At 61.8% G+C, this 24,930-nt stretch carries 23 protein-coding genes; 17 read left to right on the top strand and 6 right to left on the bottom strand.

What is annotated here, in order from left to right:
* Positions 1 to 108 precede the first annotated feature (108 nt).
* The 3 genes from GKO01_RS01770 to aspS all read left to right on the top strand — a co-directional run bounded on the left by GKO01_RS01770 (position 109) and on the right by aspS (position 4,497).
* On the top strand, positions 109 to 879 hold the full coding sequence (locus GKO01_RS01770; RefSeq protein ID WP_099285573.1) for a DUF2076 domain-containing protein: 771 nt from the start codon (positions 109 to 111) through the stop codon (positions 877 to 879).
* 156 nt (positions 880 to 1,035) lie between these two features.
* Positions 1,036 to 2,607, top strand: coding sequence for an FAD-dependent oxidoreductase (locus tag GKO01_RS01765; protein WP_099285416.1), 1,572 nt, complete (start codon positions 1,036 to 1,038; stop codon positions 2,605 to 2,607).
* A gap of 93 nt (positions 2,608 to 2,700) precedes the next feature.
* Positions 2,701 to 4,497 (top strand): aspartate--tRNA ligase, encoded by a 1,797-nt coding sequence (aspS, locus tag GKO01_RS01760; RefSeq protein ID WP_099285415.1) that lies wholly within the window; start codon positions 2,701 to 2,703, stop codon positions 4,495 to 4,497.
* A gap of 86 nt (positions 4,498 to 4,583) precedes the next feature.
* On the opposite strand, the gene GKO01_RS16245 is transcribed toward aspS, so the two are convergent.
* Entirely contained in the window at positions 4,584 to 5,102 is a 519-nt protein-coding gene (locus GKO01_RS16245) for a hypothetical protein (RefSeq protein WP_099285414.1), read from the bottom strand.
* 340 nt (positions 5,103 to 5,442) lie between these two features.
* On the opposite strand from GKO01_RS16245, the gene GKO01_RS01750 reads away from it, so the two are divergent.
* Positions 5,443 to 5,715: a YXWGXW repeat-containing protein gene (locus GKO01_RS01750; protein WP_099285413.1), complete on the top strand. Its 273-nt coding sequence runs from the start codon at positions 5,443 to 5,445 to the stop codon at positions 5,713 to 5,715.
* A gap of 37 nt (positions 5,716 to 5,752) precedes the next feature.
* On the opposite strand, the gene xth is transcribed toward GKO01_RS01750, so the two are convergent.
* From xth to GKO01_RS16450, 3 genes are read right to left on the bottom strand one after another with little or no spacing between them, the layout of a single operon-like run.
* Positions 5,753 to 6,529 (bottom strand): exodeoxyribonuclease III, encoded by a 777-nt coding sequence (gene xth / locus GKO01_RS01745; protein WP_099285412.1) that lies wholly within the window; start codon positions 6,527 to 6,529, stop codon positions 5,753 to 5,755.
* 4 nt (positions 6,530 to 6,533) lie between these two features.
* Positions 6,534 to 6,878: a HesB/IscA family protein gene (locus tag GKO01_RS01740; protein ID WP_099285411.1), complete on the bottom strand. Its 345-nt coding sequence runs from the start codon at positions 6,876 to 6,878 to the stop codon at positions 6,534 to 6,536.
* 46 nt (positions 6,879 to 6,924) lie between these two features.
* Entirely contained in the window at positions 6,925 to 7,053 is a 129-nt protein-coding gene (locus GKO01_RS16450) for a hypothetical protein (protein ID WP_264815907.1), read from the bottom strand.
* Between the two features lie 15 nt (positions 7,054 to 7,068).
* Between GKO01_RS16450 and GKO01_RS01735 the strand changes: the two genes are divergently transcribed.
* From GKO01_RS01735 to GKO01_RS01690, 10 genes are all read left to right on the top strand, one after another.
* Positions 7,069 to 8,244 carry a deoxyguanosinetriphosphate triphosphohydrolase gene (locus GKO01_RS01735; RefSeq protein ID WP_099285410.1) on the top strand — a complete coding sequence of 392 codons (1,176 nt, stop codon included), beginning with the start codon at positions 7,069 to 7,071 and terminating at the stop codon, positions 8,242 to 8,244.
* A 43-nt stretch (positions 8,245 to 8,287) separates the two neighbouring features.
* Entirely contained in the window at positions 8,288 to 10,096 is a 1,809-nt protein-coding gene (gene argS / locus GKO01_RS01730) for an arginine--tRNA ligase (protein ID WP_099285409.1), read from the top strand.
* Entirely contained in the window at positions 10,093 to 11,235 is a 1,143-nt protein-coding gene (locus GKO01_RS01725) for an SPOR domain-containing protein (RefSeq protein WP_099285408.1), read from the top strand. The genes argS and GKO01_RS01725 overlap by 4 nt, the downstream gene beginning before the upstream one ends.
* A 10-nt stretch (positions 11,236 to 11,245) precedes the next feature.
* Positions 11,246 to 12,004: a segregation and condensation protein A gene (locus GKO01_RS01720; protein ID WP_099285407.1), complete on the top strand. Its 759-nt coding sequence runs from the start codon at positions 11,246 to 11,248 to the stop codon at positions 12,002 to 12,004.
* Positions 11,986 to 12,600 (top strand): SMC-Scp complex subunit ScpB, encoded by a 615-nt coding sequence (scpB, locus tag GKO01_RS01715; protein WP_099285406.1) that lies wholly within the window; start codon positions 11,986 to 11,988, stop codon positions 12,598 to 12,600. Before GKO01_RS01720 ends, scpB begins: the two co-directional genes overlap by 19 nt.
* 9 nt (positions 12,601 to 12,609) lie before the next feature.
* A complete protein-coding gene (gene tatB / locus GKO01_RS01710; protein ID WP_099285405.1) occupies positions 12,610 to 13,215 on the top strand; it encodes a Sec-independent protein translocase protein TatB in 606 nt (201 codons plus the stop codon).
* Complete coding sequence (gene tatC / locus GKO01_RS01705) at positions 13,212 to 13,997, top strand: twin-arginine translocase subunit TatC (RefSeq protein ID WP_099285404.1); 786 nt, start codon at positions 13,212 to 13,214, stop codon at positions 13,995 to 13,997. Before tatB ends, tatC begins: the two co-directional genes overlap by 4 nt.
* Positions 13,998 to 14,021: 24 nt before the next feature.
* The gene (serS, locus tag GKO01_RS01700; RefSeq protein WP_099285403.1) at positions 14,022 to 15,284 is read left to right on the top strand and encodes a serine--tRNA ligase; all 1,263 of its coding nucleotides are present in this window, start codon (positions 14,022 to 14,024) and stop codon (positions 15,282 to 15,284) included.
* A gap of 12 nt (positions 15,285 to 15,296) precedes the next feature.
* Positions 15,297 to 16,064 (top strand): META domain-containing protein, encoded by a 768-nt coding sequence (locus GKO01_RS01695; protein ID WP_099285402.1) that lies wholly within the window; start codon positions 15,297 to 15,299, stop codon positions 16,062 to 16,064.
* A 252-nt stretch (positions 16,065 to 16,316) separates the two neighbouring features.
* A complete protein-coding gene (locus GKO01_RS01690; RefSeq protein ID WP_099285401.1) occupies positions 16,317 to 16,931 on the top strand; it encodes a helix-turn-helix domain-containing protein in 615 nt (204 codons plus the stop codon).
* A gap of 25 nt (positions 16,932 to 16,956) precedes the next feature.
* Here the strand turns inward: GKO01_RS01690 and GKO01_RS01685 are convergent, their stop codons facing one another.
* Positions 16,957 to 19,476, bottom strand: a complete 2,520-nt coding sequence (locus GKO01_RS01685; RefSeq protein ID WP_099285572.1) for a helicase-related protein — start codon at positions 19,474 to 19,476, stop codon at positions 16,957 to 16,959.
* A gap of 135 nt (positions 19,477 to 19,611) precedes the next feature.
* Between GKO01_RS01685 and GKO01_RS01680 the strand changes: the two genes are divergently transcribed.
* The 3 genes from GKO01_RS01680 (at position 19,612) to GKO01_RS01670 (ending at position 24,045) form a co-directional block, all read left to right on the top strand.
* Positions 19,612 to 20,499, top strand: a complete 888-nt coding sequence (locus tag GKO01_RS01680; RefSeq protein ID WP_099285400.1) for a ferredoxin--NADP reductase — start codon at positions 19,612 to 19,614, stop codon at positions 20,497 to 20,499.
* A gap of 28 nt (positions 20,500 to 20,527) precedes the next feature.
* On the top strand, positions 20,528 to 21,925 hold the full coding sequence (gene gorA / locus GKO01_RS01675) for a glutathione-disulfide reductase (protein WP_174694201.1): 1,398 nt from the start codon (positions 20,528 to 20,530) through the stop codon (positions 21,923 to 21,925).
* Between the two features lie 80 nt (positions 21,926 to 22,005).
* Entirely contained in the window at positions 22,006 to 24,045 is a 2,040-nt protein-coding gene (locus GKO01_RS01670; protein WP_099285399.1) for an FUSC family protein, read from the top strand.
* Positions 24,046 to 24,052: 7 nt separating this feature from the next.
* Here the strand turns inward: GKO01_RS01670 and GKO01_RS01665 are convergent, their stop codons facing one another.
* A complete protein-coding gene (locus GKO01_RS01665) occupies positions 24,053 to 24,877 on the bottom strand; it encodes an alpha/beta fold hydrolase (RefSeq protein WP_099285398.1) in 825 nt (274 codons plus the stop codon).
* Between the last annotated feature and the right edge of the window lie 53 nt (positions 24,878 to 24,930).

Raw genomic sequence — 24,930 nt, 5'->3', positions numbered from 1 at the left:
CAGGCCCGGAACCGGAAGGGAGCCTTCTGCGGTTGATCTTGTAGAGTGGCCGTGGCTGCATCATATGATGGAGGCTCAGCAATTTCTTCATCTGGAAGGATGATGACGATGAACAACGAAGAACGCGATCTGATCGCCCGTTTCGTCGCCCGTGTCGGGGGAGGGCCGCAGGTCACGGGACCCGGCCAGCCACCGGCCGCCCCTCTGCCGCCCGTCGACCCCGAAGCGGACCGCTTCATCGCCGAGAACTTCCAGCAGTACCCGGAAGCCCGCTACCGCGTCACCCAGATGGCCGTGGTGCAGGAAGCAGCGCTTGCGCAGGCGCAGAACCGCATTCGCCAGCTCGAATTTCAGCTCCAGCAGACTCAGCAGCAACTCGCACAGGCGCAGCAGTCCGGCGGCGGCAAGCCGGGTGGGCTCTTTGGTGGTTTCTTCGGTGGCGGCAATCGTCCGCAGCAATCCGCCCCCCCGCCGGGCTGGGGCGCACAACAGGCCGCACCGCCGCCGAACTTCATGCCGCAGCAGCAGTATGGGTATCCGCCGGGCTATCAACCGGGCATGTTCCAGCGTGGCGGCTCAGGCTTTTTAGGCTCGGCCCTGACCACGGCTGCGGGCGTCGCTGGCGGCATGATGGCCGCCAACGCGCTTGAAGGCCTGTTCTCCGACCATCACAGCGGCGGCGGTGACGCAGCTGGCGGCTGGGGCACGGGCGGCGACACCATCATCAACAATTATGGCAGTGACGCTTCGAGCGCAGATCCCTTCGGCGGTTCGGGCACCGATGCCGGCAATTTCTCCAACTCCGATTTCGGCGGTGGCGATTCCGGTGGCGGAGACTTCGGCGGCGGTGACGGCGGCGGATTCGACGACATGTTCTGATCTGGCCCTGTCAACTGGCTCTGTCAGACAGTGCATTTTCAAAAACCCGCCCGGACCATTATGTCCGGGCGGGTTTTTTGATGTTTGCCAACCCGGCGCCTTATGCTGCGTTCGCTCTCATGACTGACCTCTGACCCGACCGGGAGGCTCCATCCAATGTCCCACTCCGCCCCGAATGCCGATTTCCGCGATCTTTCCGCTTTCGATGCGCTTGAAGATGGCAGGATCACTCCGTTTTCGCTGGACGGAGCGCCGGTCGTCCTTATTCGCGACGGCGAGAAAATCCACGCCTTCGCTGGGAAATGCCCTCACAAGGAAGCGCCACTGGAGCAGGGGGCATTCTGTCGGACGGAAAAAGGCAGCGTGCTGGTCTGCCCCTGGCACAAGGCGGTTTTTGATGCGACGGATGGAAGCCTCGTCGAACCGCTGGCCCTCGATCCCCTGCAACGTTACCCCGCCCAGATTGTCGATGGACGTGTTCTGGTCGGGCTGAAACCAATGCAGCGTGTGGCCCCTGCGAAACGGCAGGAAGGCGACAGCGTCCTGCTTCTCGGCGCCGGGGCCGCAGCCGTCAGCGCGGCGGTGACGCTTCGGGCGGAAGGTTTTGCGGGCACGATTACAATGGTCAGCGAGGAAAAGGATCTTCCCTATGACCGCACGGCCCTGAGCAAAACCGTTCTCGTCAGCGAATCCGAAAAGGCCCATGCGCCTCCGGTCCGGGAGGAGGAGTTCTATACAGAGCGCGACATCACGCGCATCCGCGGCCATGTGGCACAGTTCGACCCGCAGACCCGCACCGCAACCTTGCAGGACGGGACAAAACTGGCAGCCGATCACGTCCTGATCGCCACGGGCGCCGTGACTAAAAAGCCGGATATTCCGGGCGTGGACATGAAGGGCGTCTATACGCTGCACCGCGAAGCGGACGCCGAGCGGATTGCCGCCATTCTCGACCCCGATCTGGCGGTCACGATCGTCGGTGCGGGGTTCATCGGTCTGGAAGCCGCGTCCTCCCTGCGCCAGCGTGGGGTTGGGGTGACGGTTGTTTCCGATAACGAAATCCCGATGGAAAAACAGTTCGGGCGTGAAATCGGCATTCGTCTGCGCCAGCTTCATGAAGAAAACGGTGTGGCGTTCGTCTCGGACGCGCGGGTCACGAAAATCTATGCCGATGAGAGCGACGGCGAGAAGGCATCGGGCGTGGAACTGGATGACGGAACCCGTCTGCCCGCCGCTTTTGTGCTTCTCGGCGTCGGCGTCATCCCGGCCACGGATTATGTTCTGGGGCTGGAGCGGGACAAAAGCGGTGCGATTGTTGTGAACGGCCAGATGCGCGTAACGCGGGGCGATGATGTCGGAGCCTATCCCGGCGTCTATGCGGCCGGCGATGCATCCGCCGTCTTTCATGATGGTGCGCCACGGCGAATCGAACACTGGCGTCATGCCGAGGTACAGGGGCGGATCGCGGCTCTTGCGATGATGGGGCACGATACCCCGAACGTTCCGATGCCGTGGTTCTGGACGCAGCAGTTCGGTAAGAAAATCGAGCTTCTGGGCTGGGGCGAGAGCTTCGACAATGTGGCTCTGGAAGGCGATATTCGCGGTTTCAGGTTCCTCGCGACCTATCTCAAGGATGGCAAACCCATTGCGCTGGCCGGGGCAGGGCATGCAGCAGACATGGCGCGGGCAGCGGTCGATTTTGATGGTTTCATGAAGGAAAAGGCCTGAACGCGCCCCTGAGGTCGCAGAAAACTTGACATCAGAGGGCCGTCCCGGCTTCCTGCGCCCACTTATCCGCACAGGACGTTGAAGAGGCCCGCCATGCATCCATACCGCACCCATGACTGTAGCGCCCTGCGTGAAGAGAACGCCGGGCAGACCGTCCGCCTTTCCGGCTGGGTGCACAGCAAACGCGATCACGGCGGCCTGCTGTTCATCGACCTGCGCGACCATTATGGCGTCACGCAGATCGTCATTCCTTCGGGCACGGACCTGCTGGAAAAGGTCGAGCGCCTGCGTGTCGAGAGCGTCATCACCGTGACCGGCAAGGTCGTGGTGCGTCATGGATCGCAGCGCAACCCGAACCTGCCGACCGGGGACGTCGAAGTTCTGGCCGAGGCTCTGGACGTCCGCTCCAGCGCTGAAGTTCTCCCATTCCAGGTCGCGGGCAACGAGAACTACCCCGAAGAACTGCGCCTGAAATACCGTTACATCGACCTGCGCCGTGACAAGATGCACCAGAACATCCTGCTCCGCAGCAAGGTCATCACGAGCTTGCGCCAGCGTATGATCGCGCAGGGCTTCACCGAGTTCCAGACGCCGATCCTGACAGCTTCTTCCCCCGAAGGCGCGCGGGACTTCCTCGTCCCCGCCCGTCTACATCCGGGCAAGTTCTACGCTCTGCCGCAGGCGCCGCAGCAGTTCAAACAGCTTGCGATGGTTGCCGGTTTCGACCGCTACTTCCAGATTGCACCCTGCTTTCGCGACGAAGCCTCACGCGCGGACCGCAGCCCCGGCGAGTTCTATCAGCTCGATTTCGAGATGTCGTTCGTTACGCAGGAAGACGTCTTCACGGTGCTCGAACCCGTCCTCGCGGGCGTGTTCAACGAGTTCACGCCTGAAGGCTGGAAAATCACGGACGGCGCATTCCCGCGCATTCCGTATGCCGATTCCATGCGCGATTACGGCTCCGACAAGCCGGATCTGCGCAACCCGCTGATCATCAAGGACGTCACGGAGGCGTTCCGCGATTCCGGTTTCGGTCTGTTCGCCAAGATCGCAGCCTCGGGCGGCCAGATCCGCGCCATTCCGGCTCCGGGTGCGGGCGACCGTCCGCGCGGCTTCTTCGACAAGCTCAACACATGGGCGCGTGAAAGCGGGGCCGGCGGTCTGGGCTACATCATTTTTGAAGCAGAAGGTGGCAAGGGCCCGATTGCCAAGAACCTTGAGGCCGAGCGTGTCGAGAGTATCCGTGAAGCCTGTGGCCTCAAGGCCGGAGACGCCGTGTTCTTCGCTGCGGGCAAGGGTGACGAAGTTGCCAAGTTCTCCGGCGTTGTCCGCACCAAGGTTGCCACAGAACTGGACCTGATCGAGAAGAACGCGTTCCGTTTCTGCTGGGTCGTGGACTTCCCGATGTTCGAGCTGAACGAGGAAACCGGGAAGGTCGACTTCTCGCACAACCCATTCTCCATGCCGCAGGGTGGGCTTGAGGCGCTGAACACGCAGGACCCGCTGACGATCAACGCCTACCAGTACGATATCGTCTGCAACGGCGTGGAACTCTCCTCGGGCGCGATCCGGAACCATCTGCCGGAAGTCATGCTTCGTGCTTTCGAAATCGCAGGCTACGGCCCCGAGGTCGTGGAAGAGCGTTTCGGCGGCATGCTGAACGCCTTCCGTTACGGTGCCCCGCCGCATGGTGGCGCCGCACCGGGCGTGGACCGTATCGTGATGCTGCTGGCCGATGAGCCAAACATTCGCGAAGTCATTCTCTTCCCGCTCAACCAGAGCGGCGAAGACCTGATGATGGAAGCCCCGGCCCCGGTCGAACCTGCCCGTCTGAAGGAACTGCATCTGGCACTCGACCTGCCGAAGCCCAAACCGACTGCCAGCAAATAAGCCCGAGACAGAGTTCCCTGCTTCTGCTGACCGGCATCTCCTTAACGGGAGGTGCCGGTTTTTTTGCGCCATGTGTGTTCGTACACTTACCAATGCACTCGGATGCCCCCTGTGACGGCTGCACTCCCGCCTGCGGCACCCTGAATGGTGTCGCGATGTCCTCCGAAGAAACTCGCCGTCAGGTCCACGCCCGGAAGCGATTTCAACGGGTAGGCGAAAGTCGTCGTCACGCCTTTTTCTTCCATCAGCGGTGACTGTGTCGCGCGTTCGACATCCAGAGGGCCGATCTTCGAGAGGTTCGATAGATCCAGCTTCATCCATTCCCGTCGCACCACGGGGGACGTTCCTGTCTGGTCAAAGCTTAATCCGCCTGATGCGGATCGACCTGTCATGCTGTTCAGCAGCGCAGGGGTTCTGAGGGCGTTCAGAGAAGGTGTCCGTGCGGTATGATGTGCGGGCATGAAATAGGCGGGGGCCTGGGCGCGAAGCGGGGCAGTCCAGACACTGCCAAGGATACAGACCGCAAGTCGCCACTCTGTGCGGACGGCCCGCAGAAGGCAGGATGGGCCCAAAGATGCAAGCGAGAGAGGCCGCGCAACAGCCATCGATAAACCCTCAACAAAAAAAGCGATACGAGGGTCTGCGGTACTGGCGCATGAAGGAGGTGTGCAAGATGTGGCGGAGCATCGAATGATGTGCCTTAAAAGGCACGGTCAATATAATATAATCAAATTCAAGGGCTAAAAATAAATTTCATAATGATTCTGTGTCTTTTAAATCACGCATCAACTTCTGTATCTTTCCGTTACAGGCGTAGGGAAAGGCATCGTACATGCAACACAAAATCATGATCTGCCCGGATTCCGCCACAGATGCGCCTCAGCTGCGCCAAGACGCTCCCGTCATCATCTTTCCGTGACAAGGCGTCATGGAAAGGAGAGCTTGATGCTGAAACATCTGTCAGGGATCTTGGCTGTTTCCGCCCTGTTTGCAGGTACGATGGCGATTGCGCCGATGTCGGGAACAGCCCATGCCCAGTTTGTGCCCTACAGCGGCCCATACCGACAGCCGCCGCCGCCTCCGCATACGTTGCCGGAGACGATCCCGCCCCATCGCGGAGACCTGCACTGGGTGCCTGGCTACTGGCGCTGGAGCGGTAACGGGTATCAGTGGCAGCCGGGCCATCTGAGCAGAAAACCCAATCTGCGACATGCATGAGGGGGTACAAGGGGAGTGACGCATTCCCCTTGCATCTTTAGATGGTAACGAGAACCGGGACGTGATCGGAGGCCTTTTCCTTCGCCCGCTCGTCCCGGTCGATCACGAAAGCTGTCAGGCGCTCGGCCAGGCGGGGAGACAGAAGCGCATGGTCGATCCGCAGCCCTGAGTTCCGCTGGAAGGCCGCCGCCTGATAATCCCAGAACGTGTAATGCCGGCCCGCAGGGCGCAGGGCTCGGAGGGCATCCGTCAGCCCCATCCATTCCAGCCTGCGGAACGCCGCACGGGTTTCAGGACGGACCAGCGCATCATCCTGCGACAGCGCGCCGGGCGCCAGATCCTCGCCCGTCGGGCAGACATTGAAATCGCCGATGAACGCAAACGGTTTCTCAGCTTCCAGCAGAACACCCGCGCGCTCCGCAAGAGCATCAAAAAACGCCAGCTTGGTAGCGTAACCGTCCTCGCCGCCGGAATTGCCATTGGGCAGATACAGATTGCCGATCGTGATGCCGTCGAGTTCCGCCTCGATATAACGGGCAGATGGATGCTCGAAGCCCGGAAGTGTGTGGTGCGTCACTGTAAAGGGCCGACGCCCGATCAGGGCCACGCCATTATAGGCTTTCTGCCCCGAGGTCGCGACATGCAGTCCGGCTTCTGCGAACGCGGCCGGGAACTGGCTGTCCTCGCATTTGATCTCCTGAAGGCACAGCAGATCGCAGTCCGGATGGCGTTCCAGCCAGTCCTGAACATGATGGGCGCGGGCGCGGATGGAATTGATGTTCCAGCTTGCGAAGGTAAACGGCGTATTGCTCATGAACTCAGGCTAGCGAAAAGCTGGTGCCACAGCCACAGGACGAGGCCGCATTGGGGTTCGTGACCGTGAAATGGGCGCCCATCAGCTTGTCCACGAATTCCAGTTCCGCGTTTTCCAGCAGGTCGAGGCTGGTCGTATCCACGAACACGCGCGCGCCGTCCCGTTCGATGACGACATCATCCGCGGCCTGATCGCGCTCCAGTTTGAACTGATACTGAAATCCGTTGCAGCCTCCGGCCAGCACCGCAACGCGCAGTGCGAGCCCGTCGGGTTCGGGTTGCGCTGCAATGATCTCCTTGATGCGAGCGGCCGCACTGGCGGAAACGCTGAAAGGCACGGTGTCGGACATGGGTTCTGGTTCCCGGACTCTTCTGAAAAGACAACTGCGGTCCTGATTATATGGCCAGAGCGCGCCCCAGAGCAAAGGGGAAGGGCAGAGGGGCCACGCTTGCACCGGCACGATGCTGGCGTAGAATGGCCCCGTAAGCCGCCCGAAACGGCGCTCTCCCGGCCCGACGGCTCACGCAGGACATGTCTTGATGGTAGCGATCTACGCGGTACAGGATTCCGGCTCCCCTACGGATTTCAGAGGCCGACTCTACCCTGAAGTGGAAAGCCCGGTCCGCTCGCCCTGGCAGCGTGACCGTGACCGTGTGCTGCATTCCGCAGGCTTTCGCACCCTGCAATACAAGACACAGGTCTTTATCAATCACGAAGGCGATTTTTTCCGCACGCGTCTGACGCACTCGCTCGAAGTCGCGCAGATCGCCCGTTCCATCGCCCGTAATCTGGACCTTAACGAAGATCTGACCGAAACCGTGGCGCTTGCCCATGATCTCGGTCACACGCCGTTCGGCCATGCCGGGGAAGACGCCCTCGCGCTCGCGATGAAGGACTGGGGCGGTTTCGATCACAATACCCAGTCCCTGCGGCTCGTAACCGCGCTCGAAGCCCGGTACCACGCCTTTGATGGCCTGAACCTGACATGGGAAGCGCTGGAGGGACTGGCCAAGCATAATGGCCCCGTCAAACGTCCGACGCCCTATTTCGCGGAATACGACGCGAAACATCATCTGGATCTGCAAAGCTATGCGTCCGCAGAAGCGCAGGTAGCCGCCATGTCGGACGACATCGCCTATCACGGCCACGACCTTGATGACGGTCTGCGGGCCGGGCTGCTGTCCTTCGAGGACATCGAAGACCTGCCGTTGGTCGGAGACGCCCTGCGCCGGTCGCGCGAGATGGAACGCCTGATCGGGCGCGAAGCCTCCGATCAGGCGCAGCGCGTGCGTCATGAAACCATCCGCGTCGTCATCAACCAGCTCGCCACGGACCTCACGGACCAGACGCGCCGCAACCTCGAAGCGCTCAATCCGCAGTCCGCCGACGACATTCGCCATGCCGGATATCCCGTCGTGGCGTTCAGTCCGGAAATGCGGGAAGCCAACAAGGCCATCCGCAAGTTCCTCTATGCCCGCATGTACCGGCACTGGCGCGTCAACCGCATGGCGCGGAAAGCCAAGATCGCCGTGCGCGAAATTTTCGATATCCTGTCCGAAGATCCCGGTCTTCTGCCCGATCCGCTGCGGGGCCGTGCGAAAGCCGCCGATGACGTGCAGCGCAGGCGTCTGGTGGCCGATTATATTGCCGGAATGACCGATCGTTTCGCGATGGAAGAACATCGACGGTTGACGGACCTCTCCGTGCTGGGCTGATAGAGCCTCTGATTTGAAGACGCGTTACAGGAATCGAGCTGAAATGGCCGCTGACACCACGACCCTTACGACTGACTGTCTCTTTGCCCGCACCCGAGTTCAGGTGTGCGATGCTCTGCGATCGGTCGTCCCCGGCCTGCCGGAAGAAGTGGTGCAGCGCGTCGACCTGACCCCCACGCGCGACCCGTCTCACGGCGATATGGCGACGAATGCCGCGATGCTGGCCGCCAAGCCCGCGCGCCGCAAACCCGTCGATATTGCTGCCGAACTGGTCGCGAAACTCTCCGAGCTGCCGGGGATCGCGAAGGCCGAAGCCGCCGGTCCGGGCTTTGTGAACCTGACGCTCAAGCCCGAAGTCCTTCAGGGCGTGGCCGTCTCCGTTCTCAAGGCGGGCGACCGCTACGGCCGCTCCACGATGGGGCAGGGAACGCGCGTGAACGTGGAATACGTCTCCGCCAACCCGACCGGCCCGATGCATGTCGGTCATTGCCGTGGTGCGGTGGTGGGTGATGCGCTGGCCAACCTGCTCGAAGCCGCAGGCAGCCCGGTGACGCGCGAATACTATATCAACGATGCCGGAACGCAGGTCGTCGCCCTGACATGGGCCACATACTGGCGCTACCTTCAGGCCATCGGCACGGACATTTCCGCAGATGATTTCGGCCCGCTGACTCCGAACGGTCTGCAATATCAGGGCGAGTACCTGATCCCGGTCGCCCAAAGCATTGCCTCAACGCACGGACGTTCGCTCGCCAATGCCGAAGGTGGTCCTGCGGATCCGTCCGTGTGGTTCGAGACCGTGCGTCGTGAAGCCCTGACGCAGATGGTGGCCGCCATCCGCGAGGATCTGGAAGCCCTCGGTATCTCGCACGAAGTCTTCGCCAGTGAAGCCGAGACGTTGGCTAGCGGTCGTGTCGATGCCGCGATCGCCAGGCTCGACAGCAAGGGCCTGCTCTATGAGGGCGTGCTGGAGCCGCCGAAGGGCAAGATGCCGGAAGACTGGGAAGCCCGCCCGCAGACGCTCTTCCGCTCCACCGAATTTGGCGACGATCAGGACCGCGCACTCCGCAAATCCGACGGCACCAACACCTATTTCGCCAACGATATTGGCTATCACGCCCAGAAAGCCGAGAATGCTGACGTCCTGATTGACGTCCTCGGCGCCGATCACGGCGGGTACGTTTCCCGCATGCGCGCCGCGATTTCGGCCCTGACGGATGGCAAGACCGGCTTTGAAGTCGTGATGTGCCAGATCGTCCGCGTCGTGAAAAACGGCGAACCGGTGAAGATGTCCAAGCGCGCCGGTACGTTCGTGACCCTGCGCGACCTGCTCGACGAAGTGGGCAAGGACGCCGTGCGCTTCACGATGCTGACCCGCAAGGCCGACGCGCAGATGGAGTTCGATCTGGATGCTGTCGTCGCCCAGACACGCGATAACCCGGTGTTCTACGTCCAGTATGCCCATGCCCGCTGTCGCTCGGTTCTGCGTTCGGCCGAGACGATGTTTGGCGCGGATGCTGTGACGCCGGAAGCATTGTGCGAAGCCGATTTGTCCAACCTGTCTTCGGACGTCGAACTGGCCGTCCTGCGTCGTCTGGCGGCTTTCCCGCGCAGTGTCGAAGCCGCAGCTACGGCCCGTGAGCCGCACCGCATCGCGACCTATTGCATTGATCTGGCCTCCGACTTCCATGCCCTGTGGAACCGGGGTCGCGAAGACACCACCCTGCGCTTCCTGCACGAGAACGACCGCGCAACCAGCCTTGCCAAGCTGGCGCTGGTCTCGGCGATTGCGGGAACGCTGCGTTGTGCCCTCACCATTCTCGGCGTCGTGCCAGTGGAAGAAATGCGATGAGCCCGGAAAACGATCAGGGACGCGGAAACGCCGACCCCGGCGATTATGGCCGCCCTCCGAAACAACCCTCCGGTCCGACACCGGGCCCGCGTCCGCAGCCGCGTTTCGAGCGCGAGCGTATGAGCAACGATTACGACGACGAACCCGCTCCGCGCCGTCGTCCGGCTACGCCTGTGAATGCTGCTGGGGCAGGGCGCCTGACGTCCCTGCTAGGTAATGATCCCGCAACGCGCAAGCTGGTCGGCGGCGCGGTGGGTATCGGCGTCGTGCTGATGTTGGCGGTCGGTGGCTGGTCTCTCATGGGAACCCATCACGGCGGCATTCCCATTATCGGCCCGCCTCCCGGCCCCGTGAAGGACCGTCCCGCCGATCCGGGTGGCATGCAGATCATGAGCGGTGATGGCGGGGAAACCGACATGACTGGCAATGGCGAAGCACATCTCGCGCCCGGCCCCGAGCAGCCCGATACGAAGGCGCTGGCCCGTCAGTACGGCGTGCCTCCGGGCGCGCCAACGCAGGACCCTGCAAAGACGGACGCAACGTCGGACACAGCCGTACCTCCCGCAACTCCGGGAAATGCTCCGGCTCCGACCGCTCCTGCGAACAGTCCTGACGCAACCGCATCTGCCGCCCCCGAACAGCCTCAGCCCGCGGTACCGCCTGCGACGGCAGCGGAAAAGCCACAAATTCAGCCTGCTGCCCCGACGGGCGCTGCTGCCAATGCCCCGGCTGAAGCTCAAAAAGAGGCACTGAAAAAAGAAGAAGCGCCCGTCCATCACGCGGCCCGCCCCGTGGAAAAGCCGCTTCCCGCTCCTGTGCCGGAACCCGAGAGCGTCGCGCCACCAAAGGCCGCTACTCCCGAAAAAACGGTCTCCAAGGCGGATGCCCCGGCCGGTTCGCATGAAGTGCAGCTCGGCGCGCTCGACAGTGAGGCCGCAGCCCGCAAGGAGTGGGACAGTCTGCGCCATCAGGCTCCGGCCCTGCTCGCCGGGCATACGCCGCTGTTTGAGAAGACCACGCGTGGCGACCATACGTTCGTGCGTCTGCGGATCGGCGGATTTGCGGATCTGAAAGCCGCGCGGGCCTATTGTGTGAAGCTGCACGCGCAGTCCGTCGCCTGTACGCCAGCCCAGTTCTGAGCGCTGGCGTTTGAGCGAGACACTGCATCTGACGCTTGACGGGTTCGAGGGGCCGCTGGACCTGCTCCTCGATCTTGCCCGCAAACAGAAGGTGGATCTGGCGAAAATCTCCATCCTGCAACTGGTGGAGCAGTATCTGGCCGTTGTGGACAAGGCTCGTGCGGAAGCGCGGAGCCTGCGGCTGGAACTGGCGGCCGACTGGCTCGTCATGGCGGCATGGCTCGCATGGCTGAAATCCAAACTGCTGCTTCCCGCCGAAAATGAAGACCCGGATGCTGAAGATGCGATTGAGCTTCTTCAGGAACGCCTGATCGAACTTGAACGGATGCGTGCCGCCGCCCAGTGGCTGGCCGCACAGCCTCGTCTGGGTCTGGACGTATTCCGGCGCGGGCAGGGCGAGGACCATACCGAAATCGACCGCTCGGGCCTGCGTGTGGAGATGCCCGCGCTCATTACGGCCTATCTGTCCGCCCGGCGCAGAACAGGCCGCCGGACGGTCTATGCTCCCCGTGCCCGCCGCTACTGGAGCGTGCAGGACGCGCTCTCCCGCTTCAAACGCCTTCTCGGAACCGACAGCGTGGTCGGCTGGCACACCCTGACCTCCCTTTTGCCCGACCCGAACGAACTGGATGGAGAGGAGGGGCCTTATGGACGCAACGCAGCTTTGGCCGGGACGCTGCTCGCAGGGCTGGAAATGGCGAAGGGCGGGGCGTTGGAACTGCGTCAGCCCGAGGCTTTCGGTATCATCGAATGGCGCCCCGCATCATGACCGCCTCCGAAATGCTCGATCGGGCCTGCCACCTTGTGGAGGCACTAGTTTTCGCCAGCCCAGAACCCGTCAAACCGTCTGCACTCGCAGAGCTTCTCAAAGCCCAGTCCGTTGCCATCGCAACGGAGGAAGCGATTGAAGCCGTCCGCGCACTCTATGCCGATCATGCCATCGAAATGGTGCTGGTCGCGGGTGGCTGGCAGTTCCGCACCCGCCCCGAATATGCTTCGGCTCTGACAAAAGTCGTGGAAAAGCCGCGCCGCCTGAGCCGGGGGGCAATGGAAACGCTGGCGATCGTGGCCTATCACCAACCCTGCACTCGCGCAGAAATCGAAGCTATTCGAGGCGTTTCGCTCGGACAGGCCATTCTTGACGCCCTGCTGGAAGACAGCCTGATCGCACCGAAAGGCCGTAAGGAGGTGCCCGGTCGCCCTGTTCTGTGGGGCACTACGGCCCATTTTCTAGAAAGCTTTGCCCTCCCGGATCTCGCCGCTCTGCCGCGGAGGGAAGATTTCCTGCTGGATCGGGCCTCCACGGAAGCGGAAGACGATGCCGCCGACGGTTCTGCCGTAGGCGGAACGGAGCAGACAGGCTAGGAATGTCGCATGTTTGACTTCAGTTTCTCGGAAATCGCGCTGTTCGTGGTGGTGGCGATGGTGTTCATCCGCCCGAAGGACCTGCCGGTTGCCATCCGCACCCTGTCCAACGGGCTGAAGGCGATGCGGCGCATGGCCTCGGAGTTCCAGTCCCATGTGGATGAGATGGTCCGTGAGGCCGATCTGTCCGAGGCGCGTGACCAGTTCCGGGATCTGAAAAGTTTCAACCTGCGCGACCGCGTGACGAAAGCGATCGACGGCGACAATTCCATCCGCCGCAGTCTGGAACTGGATGCGCCGACGAAAGCGTCTGCCGCCGCGCTGCCAAAGGTTCCGCCCGCCCCGCCGCTTCCGCCGCCGCCTTCCCTGACCGATCTGGAAACGGTGCCCTACAACGCCCGTCCGCAGTTCGAGCCAGCCGTGGACCTGCCCGCGCAGGAGGAACCGGACGTCAACGAAGATGTCGTTGGCGCTCCGTCCATTCTTCCGCCCAGCACGGCACGGCGGCTCCAGCATGAGCGCTCCCGCTGGCGCGCGCCTGATATTCTGCCGCCTGTCCGGGCCATCCATGCCGGTCGGCGCATCCCCATCGCGAGCGGAAAGGACGGCGAATGACCGACACCGACAGCATCAACGACACGCCGATGCCGCTCCTCGAACATCTAGTGGAACTGCGCAAACGGCTGATCTGGTCGATCGTGACCTTCGTGATCGCCTTTGCCATCTGCTATCATTTTTCGGGCGAGATTTACCGTTTTCTGGCGGCCCCGCTCGGCAACATCATGCGCAAAAACGGCGAACAGCCGCACCTGATCTACACCGCGCTGTATGAGGCCTTTTTTACCTATATCCGCGTGGCCGTGTTCGGCGCGACCTGCCTGTCCTTTCCCATGATTGCCATTCAGGCGTGGATCTTCATCGCACCTGGCCTTTACCGCAGCGAGAAACGGGCCTTTGCCCCGTTCCTGATCGCCACGCCCATCATGTTCCTGATCGGCGCGGCACTGGCCTATTACGTCGTGTTTCCTTACGCGTGGCAGTTCTTCCTGTCCTTCCAGACGCCGCAGAACACTGATGGCGGCATGCAGATCGAACTTCAGGCCAAGGTGTCGGAATATCTGACGCTGGTGACGAAAATGATCCTGGCGTTTGGGGTCTGTTTCGAACTGCCCGTCATCCTGACGCTGCTGGTCCGTGTGGGGCTGCTGAGTGTGGCGCAACTCAAGCGTTTCCGTCGCTATGCCGTTGTCGCGTCGTTTGCGGTTGCGGCTGTCATTGCACCGCCGGATGCGATTACGATGCTGAGCCTCGCCATTCCCCTCGTCGCACTGTACGAGATATCCATTCTGACGGCCCGGTTCGTGGAACCGAAACCGATGGCCGCCGACGAAGACTGATGACACCTGCCGGAGCCCTGAACCATGCATGACCTGAAAGCCCTGCGCGCCGACCCGGCCGCTTTTGACGCTGCTCTCGCACGTCGGGGCCTGTCACCCGTGGGACAGCAGCTTGTCAGCGAAGACGAAGAGCGCCGGGCTGCTCTGGTCGCGCTTCAGGACGCACAGGCCGCCCGCAAAACGATTGCCAAGGAAATCGGCCTGCTCAAGCGCCAGAACCTCGACACCGCCGAGATCGAGGCAAAGGCCATTGCCCTGCGTGACCAGATCGCCGGGCTGGAAGAGCGCGCAAACACGATCCAGACCCGCATCGACGATGTGCTGAAAGCCCTGCCGAACTGTCTCGATGCGTCCGTTCCCGAGGGCAGGAGCGAAGATGACAATGTCGTCGTTCATGTCCGTGGCGAAAAGCGCGACCTGACCTTCGAGCCGAAACAGCATTTCGAACTCGGCGAAGCGCTGGGCCTGATGGATTTCCCAACCGCTGCCAAACTGTCCGGCACGCGTTTTGTGGTTCTGCGTGGCGCACTCGCCCGTCTGGAGCGCGCTCTGGGCCAGTTCATGCTCGATATCCACACGTCCGAGTTCGGTTACAGCGAAACCAGCGTGCCGCTTCTGGTCAATGACGACGCCATGTATGGTACCGACAAGCTGCCCAAATTCGCCGAGGATTCGTTTCGGACGGAAGATGGCCGCTGGCTGATCCCGACCGCCGAAGTCCCGCTCACAGCGTCCGTCATGGGGGACATCCTCTCCGCCGATGCCCTGCCGATCCGCATGACCGCACTCTCGCAATGCTTCCGCTCCGAAGCCGGTTCCGCCGGGCGCGACGTGCGCGGGATGCTGCGTCAGCACCAGTTCACCAAATGCGAACTGGTCTCCGTCGTGCGTCCCGAAGACAGCGAGGCCGAGCACGAGCGCATGACTCAGGCCGCCGAGACGGTTCTGGAGCGCCTGGGCATCACCTTCCGTCGGATGCTGCTTTGTGCGGGCGATACGGGGTTTGGCGCGGCCAAGACGTTCGATCTGGAAGCGTGGCTGCCGGGCCAGAAGGCATGGCGTGAAATTTCCTCGTGCTCCAACACGCGCGATTTTCAGGCACGCCGCATGAATGCGCGCTATCGTGCAGAAAATGGACCGGCCTTCGTCAATACGCTTAACGGCTCCGGTCTTGCTGTCGGCCGGACGATGATCGCGGTCATGGAGACCTATCAGAACGAAGACGGCAGCATCGATATCCCCGAGGTTCTGCGTCCTTACATGGGCGGGCTGAACCGCATCGGCTGAGGACTCTGACGCATGATGATCACGCTCCGCTGTTTTGTTCTGAACCTGCTGGTGGCAGGCTCAATCCTGTCCACTGCACCGGTTTATGCGGCCAGCCAAATAGCGAGTCAGGCGGCCACCATGCACACGTTGCAGGGTCATGCTCTGTATCGTGAGCGAATGGCCCTGCCACCGGGTGCCGTTTTGAGCGTCTGGATCGAGGATACGGGAGCCACGCATGGCGCCCCTCTTGTCATGGCTGAGCAGCGCACGGAGATCCATCATGGCGTGCCAATTCCCTATACCCTGACTTACCCCACGCTGCCGCCGGGCGGTCATTATGTGCTGAATGCGGAAATTACGGTCGAGGGGCAGCGACTGTTCGCCACACCGGACGGAGGCACGCTGCTCGATCACCCGCAGCTTTTGCTGCGGCGTGTCGCGGAAACGACTGTCCGCGCACCGTACGGAACATGGCGAATCCAGAGTGTCGGCAACCTGAACTTCGACAATACGCCCGAAGCGCCGGGCCTGACCCTGCAACAGGATGGCACGGTCTACGGGACGGATGGCTGCAACCGTCTTATGGGCCATTTCCGGCTTGAGGCTCAGACGCTTCAGTTCCAGCCAATGGCCACGACACGCAAAGCCTGCCTTCCGCCGCTGATGGCTCAGGAACAGAAGATCGGAGCCTTTCTGTCGACCGTGACCTCATGGTCCCGGGAAGGCGAAAACCACCTTATCCTGCACGGAAATGCGGCGTCCGGCACGATGGTGCTGGTGCCGCAGGATGCTCAATAATCATTTCCAGAGTCTTTAAGAGACTGATTTCCAGTAAAAATTTCGTTCTGCATATTTTTTAAAAGGGTAGGGGGGGTATCATCCCTCTTTCCCTGAAAAGAGAAATAGGACTAATCTGATCCAGCTACCGCTCTCGTTATGAATAGATCAAGCAGGCAAAATTTCTTCCATTACGGTGAGAGAACTTTGATGGGTGGAGCGTGTTTGTCGCAGGACGAGATGCACTGCGTTTATTAGGTCGGAGGTTTAAGCATGAAAAAGACACTCCAGCTCGGACTCGGGCAGAAATGGACGTCCTTTGTTGCTGCTCCCGATCAGGCTGCAGGGTCAGTGAGGGAGATCATAACGCTTTCCAAAGGGAGCGTCGGTTTTCGCGTCGAAGGGGAGCCCTCCGTTCCGACGGAGGTTTCTGAAGTGGCGTACAGGGCCTGGATCAGAGAGACGGAGGCCGTGTTGACCACAGATTCCCTTCCATATGCGCAACTTTCTCCGGGGCTTGAGCTTGGTCGCCGTATCCGGCTGTTGCGGGAGATGGCAGGTCTGAGTCAGCAGCAGCTTGCCGAAAAAGTAGGAATTTCGCGTTCGGCAGTGGCATTCTGGGAAACCGGTCGTTCAGGCCATGTCGGAAAGCATCTGGGAGGACTCGCCGCAGTTCTGGGAGTAGAACCGGAAGTCCTGCTGACGGGAATGGCCTACAAGGCTATTCAGGCGACCCTGACTCCAGACGAAAGTACGATGCTCGCTCTTTACCGACAGCTTGATCCGCTCATTAAACTTCAGGCCCAGAAATGGATTGAGCGGCGTGTGCGCCACAAGGAAAATGAGGGGCAGAATGCAAAAACGCCCCACACACCCAAACCAGTCTGATCCGCGACTGAGCTGATTATACGGATTACGACGGTCGCCTGCGTGGTCCCCCTGAGCGCTTTCCGCCTTTCGCAGGGAACGTCCGGCCTCCCGAGTGTCCCCCCGGTTTTTTAGATCCCGAAAAAGAGTTCCTCTCTCCCGATCTCCCCCCGGCTCTCTCTCCGCCGCGCCCCGGGCGTCCGCCGATACGCTGCTGCTTCTGGCTTTCGCGCATGCGGCTTTGGGTCCGCAGAACCTGTTCGATCCAGTCATTGAGAATGGACGTGTTGATTTCCGCGTCCTGACGGGCGGGATAAGCGTCCGGGAAGCGCAAAGCGAGCCAGCGCCAGGCCACCAGCCGTTTGTGCCGCTTCTCGGCCCGCTCCAGTTCCTCGCGTCCCGCCTGCTCCGGATGCGGCAGCCGCCCCGTACCCGGCGGTGGAACCGGGCGTCCGGCTGCATGGTCGGCAGCCCACTGGACAAGACGCTGGATACCGTTGTCCCGCTCATCGATCGGGCACATGGCGTAGGTCCAGCGGGTCGAGAGATCGAGGTTTTCCACGCCCTCCAGAGCGGCCGCAATTTCGAGAGCCTGCTCCATGTCGGCGAGACGATAGTTCGGGTCATCCGCACGCAGAACGGCATGTTTGATGCGTGTCAGAACGCCATAAAGACTGTCGCTGGCAATTTCTTCGGCAACGGCCCGGACGATATCCGAATCCGGCTGCACTAGGGGGCGGAGTTCCGTCACGACTTCAGGTGGTGCGCTGAGCATCTTCTTGACGAAGGTCGGGCTGCCCGCACCGGCCAACACGCAGACCAGCCCGTTTTCATGCTTGCCGTAACGCCCGGCGCGACCGCCGATCTGTTTGACTTCCTGCGAGACCAGATCGCGCGTCTGGCGTCCGTCGAACTTGCGCAGCGCACTGAACACGACCCGGCGGATGGACAGATTCAGCCCCATACCGATCGCATCCGTCGCAATGAGAATATCGGCCTCGCCATTGTTGAACCGGGCGGCTTCGGCACGACGGACTTCCGGGCTGAGAGCGCCATACACCACGGCTACGCGACGCCCGCGCGCCATGAGTTCGGCGCGCAGATCCAGCACTTCGCGGCGCGAAAAGGCGATGACAGCGTCGCTGGGCTTGAGTTCATCGAGATGCAGCGTCTCACCCGCTTTGAGCGGGCTTTTGCGTTCGAGATGGATCTCATCCACCGGGTCATCGCAAAGCTCGGCGATGCGCTTGACCAGAGGAATGCAGTCCGGCGCGCCAAGGATGAAGACATGCCGTGCCGGAACACCCATGATGGCAGCCGTCCAGGCGGCCCCACGGTCCGGATCGGCGAGCATCTGGGCTTCATCAATGATCGCCACATCCACCGGATTGTGGAATGGGCACATCTCGACCGTCGCGGCCAGATGGCGCGCACCCGGCATTTCGATCCGCTCCTCGCCCGTGGACAGGGATGCCGGAACGCCGCGCGAAAGCAGGGACTCGCGGAATTCATGGGCGAGCAGGCGCAGGGGCGCGAGTGCCAGCCCGCTTTCGGCATTCGCCAGCGCATTGAGAGCGGTATAGGACTTGCCGGAGTTCGTCGGTCCGGTCACGAGCGTGATGCGCCGTTTCAGCGCACGCGCGGTGCGGAAATGGGCCGCGAACCGGTCCAGTGCCGCGACACGGGCAATGGCCGCATTGCCCGCCTTGTTGCCCAGATCCAGAACTTCCGGCCGGTCTTTCGTTCCGCTGCGCCACTGCGGGAGGAAGGTCCGAAGCCGTTTGAGTTCAATGGGATCGAAAAAGAACAGCTCGATTCCGTCCGGGCGCGTTTCGCGGCGCGCAACGGGAATCCGGTTTTCGGCAACCCAGCGCAGCGCCTCGCGGCGGGAGCAGTGCAGAACGCCGGGCAGGTCGTCGAAGCTGACGAGTCCCTCTTCCCATTGCCGCAGGCGTTCCAGTTCGCGTGCCCTGCGTTCTTCGGCGCGGGCCTGAATATCGGCCTGTTCACGGGCGCGGCGTTCTTCGGCAATCCGCAGATCGTCCTCAAAGCCCAGATCGACGCTGCCGAAGGCGCTGGCAATGCTCTGTGAGAGCTTTTCAAGCTGACCGCTCGACAGAATCAGCCCGGTATCCGCCAGATCGGCTCGAACATCTTCCAGGACGCTGCGTGGAGAATCGCCCATCTCCTGCCAGCGCGTCATCAGGACATCGTCCAGTATCCGGCGCAGGGCAGGCATGTCGGCGCGCGGGTCATGGGTGCGGGCCGCCGCGTCCTGCGTGTCGGCTTTACTGACCCAGACTTCACCGGCCCTGCGGCACAGATTCATGAGCTGGGAGGCCCATGTCTTGCGGCGCACGACGCACAGCGCCTCGATCAACCCGTCATGGGACAGGCTTGCCTCCGGGCCTTCAAGCCTGCGCGCGACCTGACGCAGCAGGGCAGGGCGTTCGCGCGATGTAATCTCGAGCGGGCTTCCGAAGTCAGCCTCGGCCTGCGCAAGGGCGCGTTCGGCCGGAGAGAGTGTGTCGGAAAGAGGGGCGTCCGGCATGGAGTCGTCTGTCATAAGAGTCTTGTGCGTCATTCCGGCATGCGCTTCAACGCACATGGGTTTCCCGAGCGGTGACGATTGGGCTAAAAGACCCGACCCTTATCAGGTCCGAGACCTGTTATCCGTTCCGCATCGGAGACAGAACCAGACATGTCTAACCCGACTTTTGCCGCCCCCACGCCCGAGATCGACGAGCCCCTGACCGGCCTTGTGCCGTTCGAAGGCCATCCGAAGCAGTATCGCCTTGCCGAGCCGAGCAAGGAATATGCGCATCTGTATCCGGCCAAGGTACTGACGGTCCATCACTGGACGGACCGCCTGTTCAGCTTCACCACGACGCGCGATCCCGGTCTGCGCTTCGAGAACGGCCAGTTCGCGATGATCGGCATTGAAGTCGAGGGCAAGCCGCTCCTGCGCGCCTATTCGATCGCGTCCGCCAATTACGAAGACAACATGGAGTTCCTCTCCATTGCCGTTCCCGATGGCCCGCTGACCTCGCGTCTGCGCCATGTGAAGGTCGGTGATACGGTTCTGATCGGTCGCAAGCCGGTTGGCACGCTGCTGCTCGACAACCTCAAGCCGGGCCGCAACCTGTATTTCCTGTCCACGGGCACGGGTCTGGCACCGTTCATGAGCCTCATCAAGGACCCCGAGGCCTATGAGCGCTATGAGAACGTGATCCTCAGCCACACCGTCCGCATTTCGGGCGAGCTGGCCTACGAGAACCACATCCGCCACGAACTGCCGCAGCATGAGTTCCTCGGTGAGTTCGTTGCCGGCAAGCTGCGCTACTACCCGGCTGTGACCCGCGAAGATTACGCCGTGACCGATCGCATCACCAAGCTGATCGAGACGGGCAAGATTTTCGAAGATTTGGGCATCGACAAGCTGGACCCCGAGCATGACCGCGTCATGATCTGCGGTTCGCCGGAAATGCTGGCCGACACCGAAGCCCTGCTGGAGCGTATGGGCTTTGAGGAAGGCAATATGAGCCATCAGGGCTCGTATGTCGTCGAGAAGGCCTTCGCCGAGCGCTGAGGTTTCAAACAGGGTACGAAAGGCCGGAATGATGCAGGATTTTGATCTGTTCGTTATTGGTGCCGGATCGGGCGGAGTGCGCTGTGCGCGCATTGCCGCCCAGAACGGAGCGCGCGTCGCGATTGCGGAGCGCCGTCACTGGGGTGGAACCTGCGTCAATCTGGGCTGCGTGCCCAAGAAACTGATGGTCTACGCGGCCGATTATGGCCGCGAGATCGCCGATGCCCCCTCCTATGGATGGGACGTCGCGCCGGTCGCCCATGACTGGTCCACACTGATCAGCGCCAAGGACCGCGAGATCGAGCGCCTCAACCGCATCTATGTTTCGATGCTGGAAAAGGCGGGCGTGACGCTGTTTACGGGCGATGCCAGTTTCGTGGACGCCCATACGGTCGAAATCGGCCCGTCTGAACTCGTACCGGATGCATCCGTCCAGAGGGTCCGGGCGAAGAATATCGTCATCGCTACGGGCTCTACGCCCACGCGCCTGAACATTCCCGGCGCGGAACATGCCATTGTCTCGGACGATGCCTTCCATCTGGCGGACCGCCCCGAGCGCGTCGCCGTGATCGGCAGCGGCTATATTGGCCTAGAATTTGCCGGGATTTTTGCAGGGCTCGGCTCGAAGGTGGATCTGGTCTTCCGCCAGCAAAATCCTTTGCGCGGCTTTGACAACGAACTGCGCGCCCATCTCTCCGAACTGCTGCCGCTGAACGGTATCAAGGCGCATCCCGGCCGCTCGCCGGAGCGGATCGAGAAGGCCGGCGAAATTTTCCGTCTGCATCTTGAAGGCGGGGAGGTCATTGAGACCGACTGCGTGTTCATGGCGACCGGCCGTCATCCCAATCTGGCCCCGCTGAAGCTCGACAATGCGGGCGTGGCGACCTGGGACGGCCGTATTCCGGCCAAGCAGCCTGACGATGCGACGACCAATGTGCCGGGCATCTATGCCATCGGCGACGTGACGGACACCTACAACCTCACGCCGACCGCCATTGCCGAAGGTCATATCCTCGCCGAGCGGCTGTTTGGCGAACCGGGCCGGGAGTGGTCTTTCGCCACGACGCCCAAGGCTGTGTTCTTCTCCCAGCCGCTTGCCACGGTGGGTCTGAGCGAAGAAGACGCCGTACAGAGCCATGACGTGGATATCTACACATCCAGCTTCACGCCGATGCGCCAGACGCTTTCAGGCCGCAAGGGCAAGACCCTGATGAAGCTCGTCGTGGACGCAAAGAGCCAGATCGTGCTTGGTGCCCACATGATCGGCCCGGATGCGCCGGAAATCATTCAGGGCCTTGCCATTGCGATTACGGCAAAGCTGACGAAGCGGGATTTCGATCGCACGATCGGCCTGCACCCCACCAGCGCGGAGGAATTCGTGACCATGCGAAGCCTCACACGTCACGTTCCCCGAAAAGCAGGCTGATCCATCATGACGGCGCGTACTGGTCTCACGGAGGCCCGGCAGTCGGGCCGTCACAGAATTTCTGAAGGGCAAGACCGGGCATGAAGTTTGGCTGGCTGTTTGCCCCGTCCATCACGTCCGTCATGTTCGCCCTCCGCACTACGGTCGCCTCGCTTCTGGCGCTGGCGATCGCGCTGTGGATGGAACTCGGTGAGCCGCAATGGGCTGCCATGACCGTCTGGATCGTCGCCCAAAATTCGCGCGGCGAGAGTATTTCCAAAGGGCGCTGGCGTCTGGTCGGCACCGTCATCGGGATGGTGATGGCGATTGTGCTCATGGCGGCTTTCCCGCAATCGCCGTGGCTGTTTCTGCCCGCCCTTGCCATCTGGGTCGGGCTGTGCGCGGGCCTTGCCACGCTGACGCATAATTTCCGCGGATATGCGCTCGTGCTTGCGGGCTATACCTGCACCATCATCGCGCTGGGCGCGGTGAAGGAACCGGATCACGTCTTCAACATCGCGATGGCGCGGGGAACCTATATTTTCCTCGGCGTGATCTGCGAGACGGCGATGGGCATGATGGCGCTTCCCAATGTCGCCGGACGTGCACGTGAAGAACTGCGGAACCGTCTTCAGGCTATTCTGACCCGCGCCATCCCGGCGCTGACGGCTGTCCTGCGCCAGAAAACGGGCGCGACGGATGATCTGTCCGCGCTGCTGGGGTCTCTTCAGGCCTCCAGCGATCAGATCGAATTCAGCCGTATCGAGATCCGTAGCGAAGGCAACGAGGTCGAACACGCCTATGTCACGCTCGGACTGGTTGCGCGCGTTCTGTCGCGTGGACTGGGCCTGCGGACCCGTATGACGTCTGTGACGCACCAGCCCGAAGCCCTGCGGCCGTTTCTGGAAAATATGGCCAATGCGCTGGACGGCTTGCCGGAGCGTCTGGTGACGGATCGGCGCGGAATCGGTGCTCTGGTGCAGGCCGAGGCCCTTCTGGCGGAATGTCGCGGGCGCATGCAGACGGTCCTGCCTCGCGACGACGAGGATTCCCTCAACGAAGGCATTATTCTTACGGGCGTGGAAGTCATGCTGTCCGATCTGTGCGAAACCCTGCGCTCCTATCGGGCCAGCGTGGATGGGGCCCCTGTGTCGGAGCGCCATCGCCTGACCCGCAATCCGGACTGGCGCGCGTCCATGCGCAACGGCATCCGCACGACCGTGGCGCTGCTGTTCGGGGCCTATGTCTGGGAAGTTACGGCATGGCCGCAGGGCAGCGTGTTCCTGACCTTTATCGCCGTGGTTTGCGCGCGTTTTGCAACCTTCGAAAACACCGTGCTGCTGAGTTCCGCATTTTTCTACGGTGCGGTTTTCGCGGCTCTGGGAAGCATCATCCCGGTCTTTATCGTTATGCCGGTTACGGCAAATTATCCGTTCTTCTGCCTCGTGGTCGGGTTCTTCATGATGATCGGCGGCCTGGCCGCTCGCAATCCTTCTACGGCGGTCATGGCGGCGTCATATGGGACCTTTTTTCCATTCCTGCTGGGGATGGACAATCAGGGACGTATCAACGAAATCGGCTGGTTCAACACCACCATCGCCCTGCTGCTGGGCCTTGGAGCTGGTGTGGTGATCTTCCGTGCTATCCTGCCGTTTACGCCCGCTCGTGCGGGCGAGGTTCTGCGTTATCAGCTCAAGCGTAGTCTGCGGCGTCTTGCGCTGCCGGGTGTCGTGATGGACGAATATGTCTGGATCAACGAAGGCACGCAGAGCATGGAGCGCGCCGTGCGCTTTGCGGGCTCTCTGTCCAGCGACCGGGCAGAGGCCATGCTGCGCGGAACGCTCTCGGTTCTGACGGTCGGGCGAAACGTTCTGATGCTGCGTAAGCTCGCGCAGCATGGAAGCCTGCCGGACACTGCGGTGGCTGCGGTGGACGGGCTGGTCCGCAACCTGTCCCGCCGTAAGCTGCCTCTGACGCACACAACCGCGACCATCGACCCGACCCTCGACGAACTCTATGCGCTGGAGCGACAGTCACAGGACCCGTCGATCCGCCATGATCTGGTTCTGGCCATCGGGTCCCTGCTGATCGTGCGGACTGAAATGCCGGTCAGCAGGGCGTTTCTCAAAGGCGCGTTCTGAAGCGCCCTCAGGGTGTGGCGAGAAAGCGGAGTAGATCCTCGTTCACCCGCTCGGCATGGGTCATGAACAGCCCGTGCGGCGCGCCTTCATAGGAAATCCAGGTCGAACCCGGAATGGCCGCCGCGGCCTTCTCGCCAGAAATTTCCGCCGGAACGGTTGAATCACCTGTTCCATGGATCACCAGCGTCGGAACGGTAAAGGCCTGAAGATCCGGACGGAAATCGGTCGTGCCCCAAGCATCCACGCAGTCCAGCGTGGCCATCGGGCTAGCCATGCTGGCCAGCAGGAAGGACCAGTCCAGCACGCCCTGACTGACGGGGTGATGGATCATGCTGACGCCGTAGAAGTCTGGAATGAAATCTTTCAGGAAGCCAAAACGGTCCTGACGGATTTTCTGCTTGATCCCGTCGAGCACGGCAATGTCCACGCCTTTAGGATTATCGGACGTTTTGAGCAGGAACGGCACGACGGACGAGAGCAGGACGGTTTTGGAAATGCGTGAACGACCATGTCGGCTCAGATAGCGGGCGACTTCGCCGCCGCCCATGGAGAAGCCGACCAGCGTCGCATCCCACAGATCGAGCTGTTCGAGAATGACCGCCAGATCGTCGGCGAATGTATCGTAATCGTAGCAGTCGATCGGGTGACCGGACTGGCCAAAGCCGCGCCGGTCATAGGTGATGACGCGATAACCCGCCTCCACCAGTGCAAGCGTCTGTTTTTCCCACATGTCCCCGGTGAGGGGCCAGCCATGAATCAGGACGACAGGCTTGCCTGCCCCCATATCCTTGACGTGAAGGCTCGTTCCATCAGTGGCGGTGATATACGGCATGGTTCTGATCCTCGAAGGAAGTCATACGGGGATCAGAACTTGCTGCCGGGGTT

It is taken from the genome of Gluconobacter kondonii (assembly GCF_002723995.1).
GTDB lineage: Bacteria > Pseudomonadota > Alphaproteobacteria > Acetobacterales > Acetobacteraceae > Gluconobacter > Gluconobacter kondonii.
The sequence above is the reverse complement of the archived record's forward strand: the minus strand, read 5'-3'. Positions and strand labels throughout refer to the sequence as shown.

Excerpts from the sequence above, each read along its gene's own strand:
- GKO01_RS01725 (WP_099285408.1), top strand. The coding sequence starts at position 10,093 with ATGAGCCCGGAAAACGATCAGGGACGCGGAAACGCCGACCCCGGCGAT.
- aspS (WP_099285415.1), top strand. The coding sequence starts at position 2,701 with ATGCATCCATACCGCACCCATGACTGTAGCGCCCTGCGTGAAGAGAAC.
- GKO01_RS01695 (WP_099285402.1), top strand. The coding sequence starts at position 15,297 with ATGATGATCACGCTCCGCTGTTTTGTTCTGAACCTGCTGGTGGCAGGC.
- GKO01_RS01690 (WP_099285401.1), top strand. The coding sequence starts at position 16,317 with ATGAAAAAGACACTCCAGCTCGGACTCGGGCAGAAATGGACGTCCTTT.
- argS (WP_099285409.1), top strand. The coding sequence starts at position 8,288 with ATGGCCGCTGACACCACGACCCTTACGACTGACTGTCTCTTTGCCCGC.
- GKO01_RS01735 (WP_099285410.1), top strand. The coding sequence starts at position 7,069 with ATGGTAGCGATCTACGCGGTACAGGATTCCGGCTCCCCTACGGATTTC.
- tatB (WP_099285405.1), top strand. The coding sequence starts at position 12,610 with ATGTTTGACTTCAGTTTCTCGGAAATCGCGCTGTTCGTGGTGGTGGCG.
- GKO01_RS01680 (WP_099285400.1), top strand. The coding sequence starts at position 19,612 with ATGTCTAACCCGACTTTTGCCGCCCCCACGCCCGAGATCGACGAGCCC.
- gorA (WP_174694201.1), top strand. The coding sequence starts at position 20,528 with ATGATGCAGGATTTTGATCTGTTCGTTATTGGTGCCGGATCGGGCGGA.
- serS (WP_099285403.1), top strand. The coding sequence starts at position 14,022 with ATGCATGACCTGAAAGCCCTGCGCGCCGACCCGGCCGCTTTTGACGCT.
- GKO01_RS01665 (WP_099285398.1), bottom strand. The coding sequence starts at position 24,877 with ATGCCGTATATCACCGCCACTGATGGAACGAGCCTTCACGTCAAGGAT.
- GKO01_RS01765 (WP_099285416.1), top strand. The coding sequence starts at position 1,036 with ATGTCCCACTCCGCCCCGAATGCCGATTTCCGCGATCTTTCCGCTTTC.
- GKO01_RS01670 (WP_099285399.1), top strand. The coding sequence starts at position 22,006 with ATGAAGTTTGGCTGGCTGTTTGCCCCGTCCATCACGTCCGTCATGTTC.
- GKO01_RS01740 (WP_099285411.1), bottom strand. The coding sequence starts at position 6,878 with ATGTCCGACACCGTGCCTTTCAGCGTTTCCGCCAGTGCGGCCGCTCGC.
- GKO01_RS01770 (WP_099285573.1), top strand. The coding sequence starts at position 109 with ATGAACAACGAAGAACGCGATCTGATCGCCCGTTTCGTCGCCCGTGTC.
- scpB (WP_099285406.1), top strand. The coding sequence starts at position 11,986 with ATGGCGCCCCGCATCATGACCGCCTCCGAAATGCTCGATCGGGCCTGC.
- GKO01_RS01685 (WP_099285572.1), bottom strand. The coding sequence starts at position 19,476 with ATGACAGACGACTCCATGCCGGACGCCCCTCTTTCCGACACACTCTCT.
- xth (WP_099285412.1), bottom strand. The coding sequence starts at position 6,529 with ATGAGCAATACGCCGTTTACCTTCGCAAGCTGGAACATCAATTCCATC.
- tatC (WP_099285404.1), top strand. The coding sequence starts at position 13,212 with ATGACCGACACCGACAGCATCAACGACACGCCGATGCCGCTCCTCGAA.
- GKO01_RS01750 (WP_099285413.1), top strand. The coding sequence starts at position 5,443 with ATGCTGAAACATCTGTCAGGGATCTTGGCTGTTTCCGCCCTGTTTGCA.
- GKO01_RS16245 (WP_099285414.1), bottom strand. The coding sequence starts at position 5,102 with ATGGCTGTTGCGCGGCCTCTCTCGCTTGCATCTTTGGGCCCATCCTGC.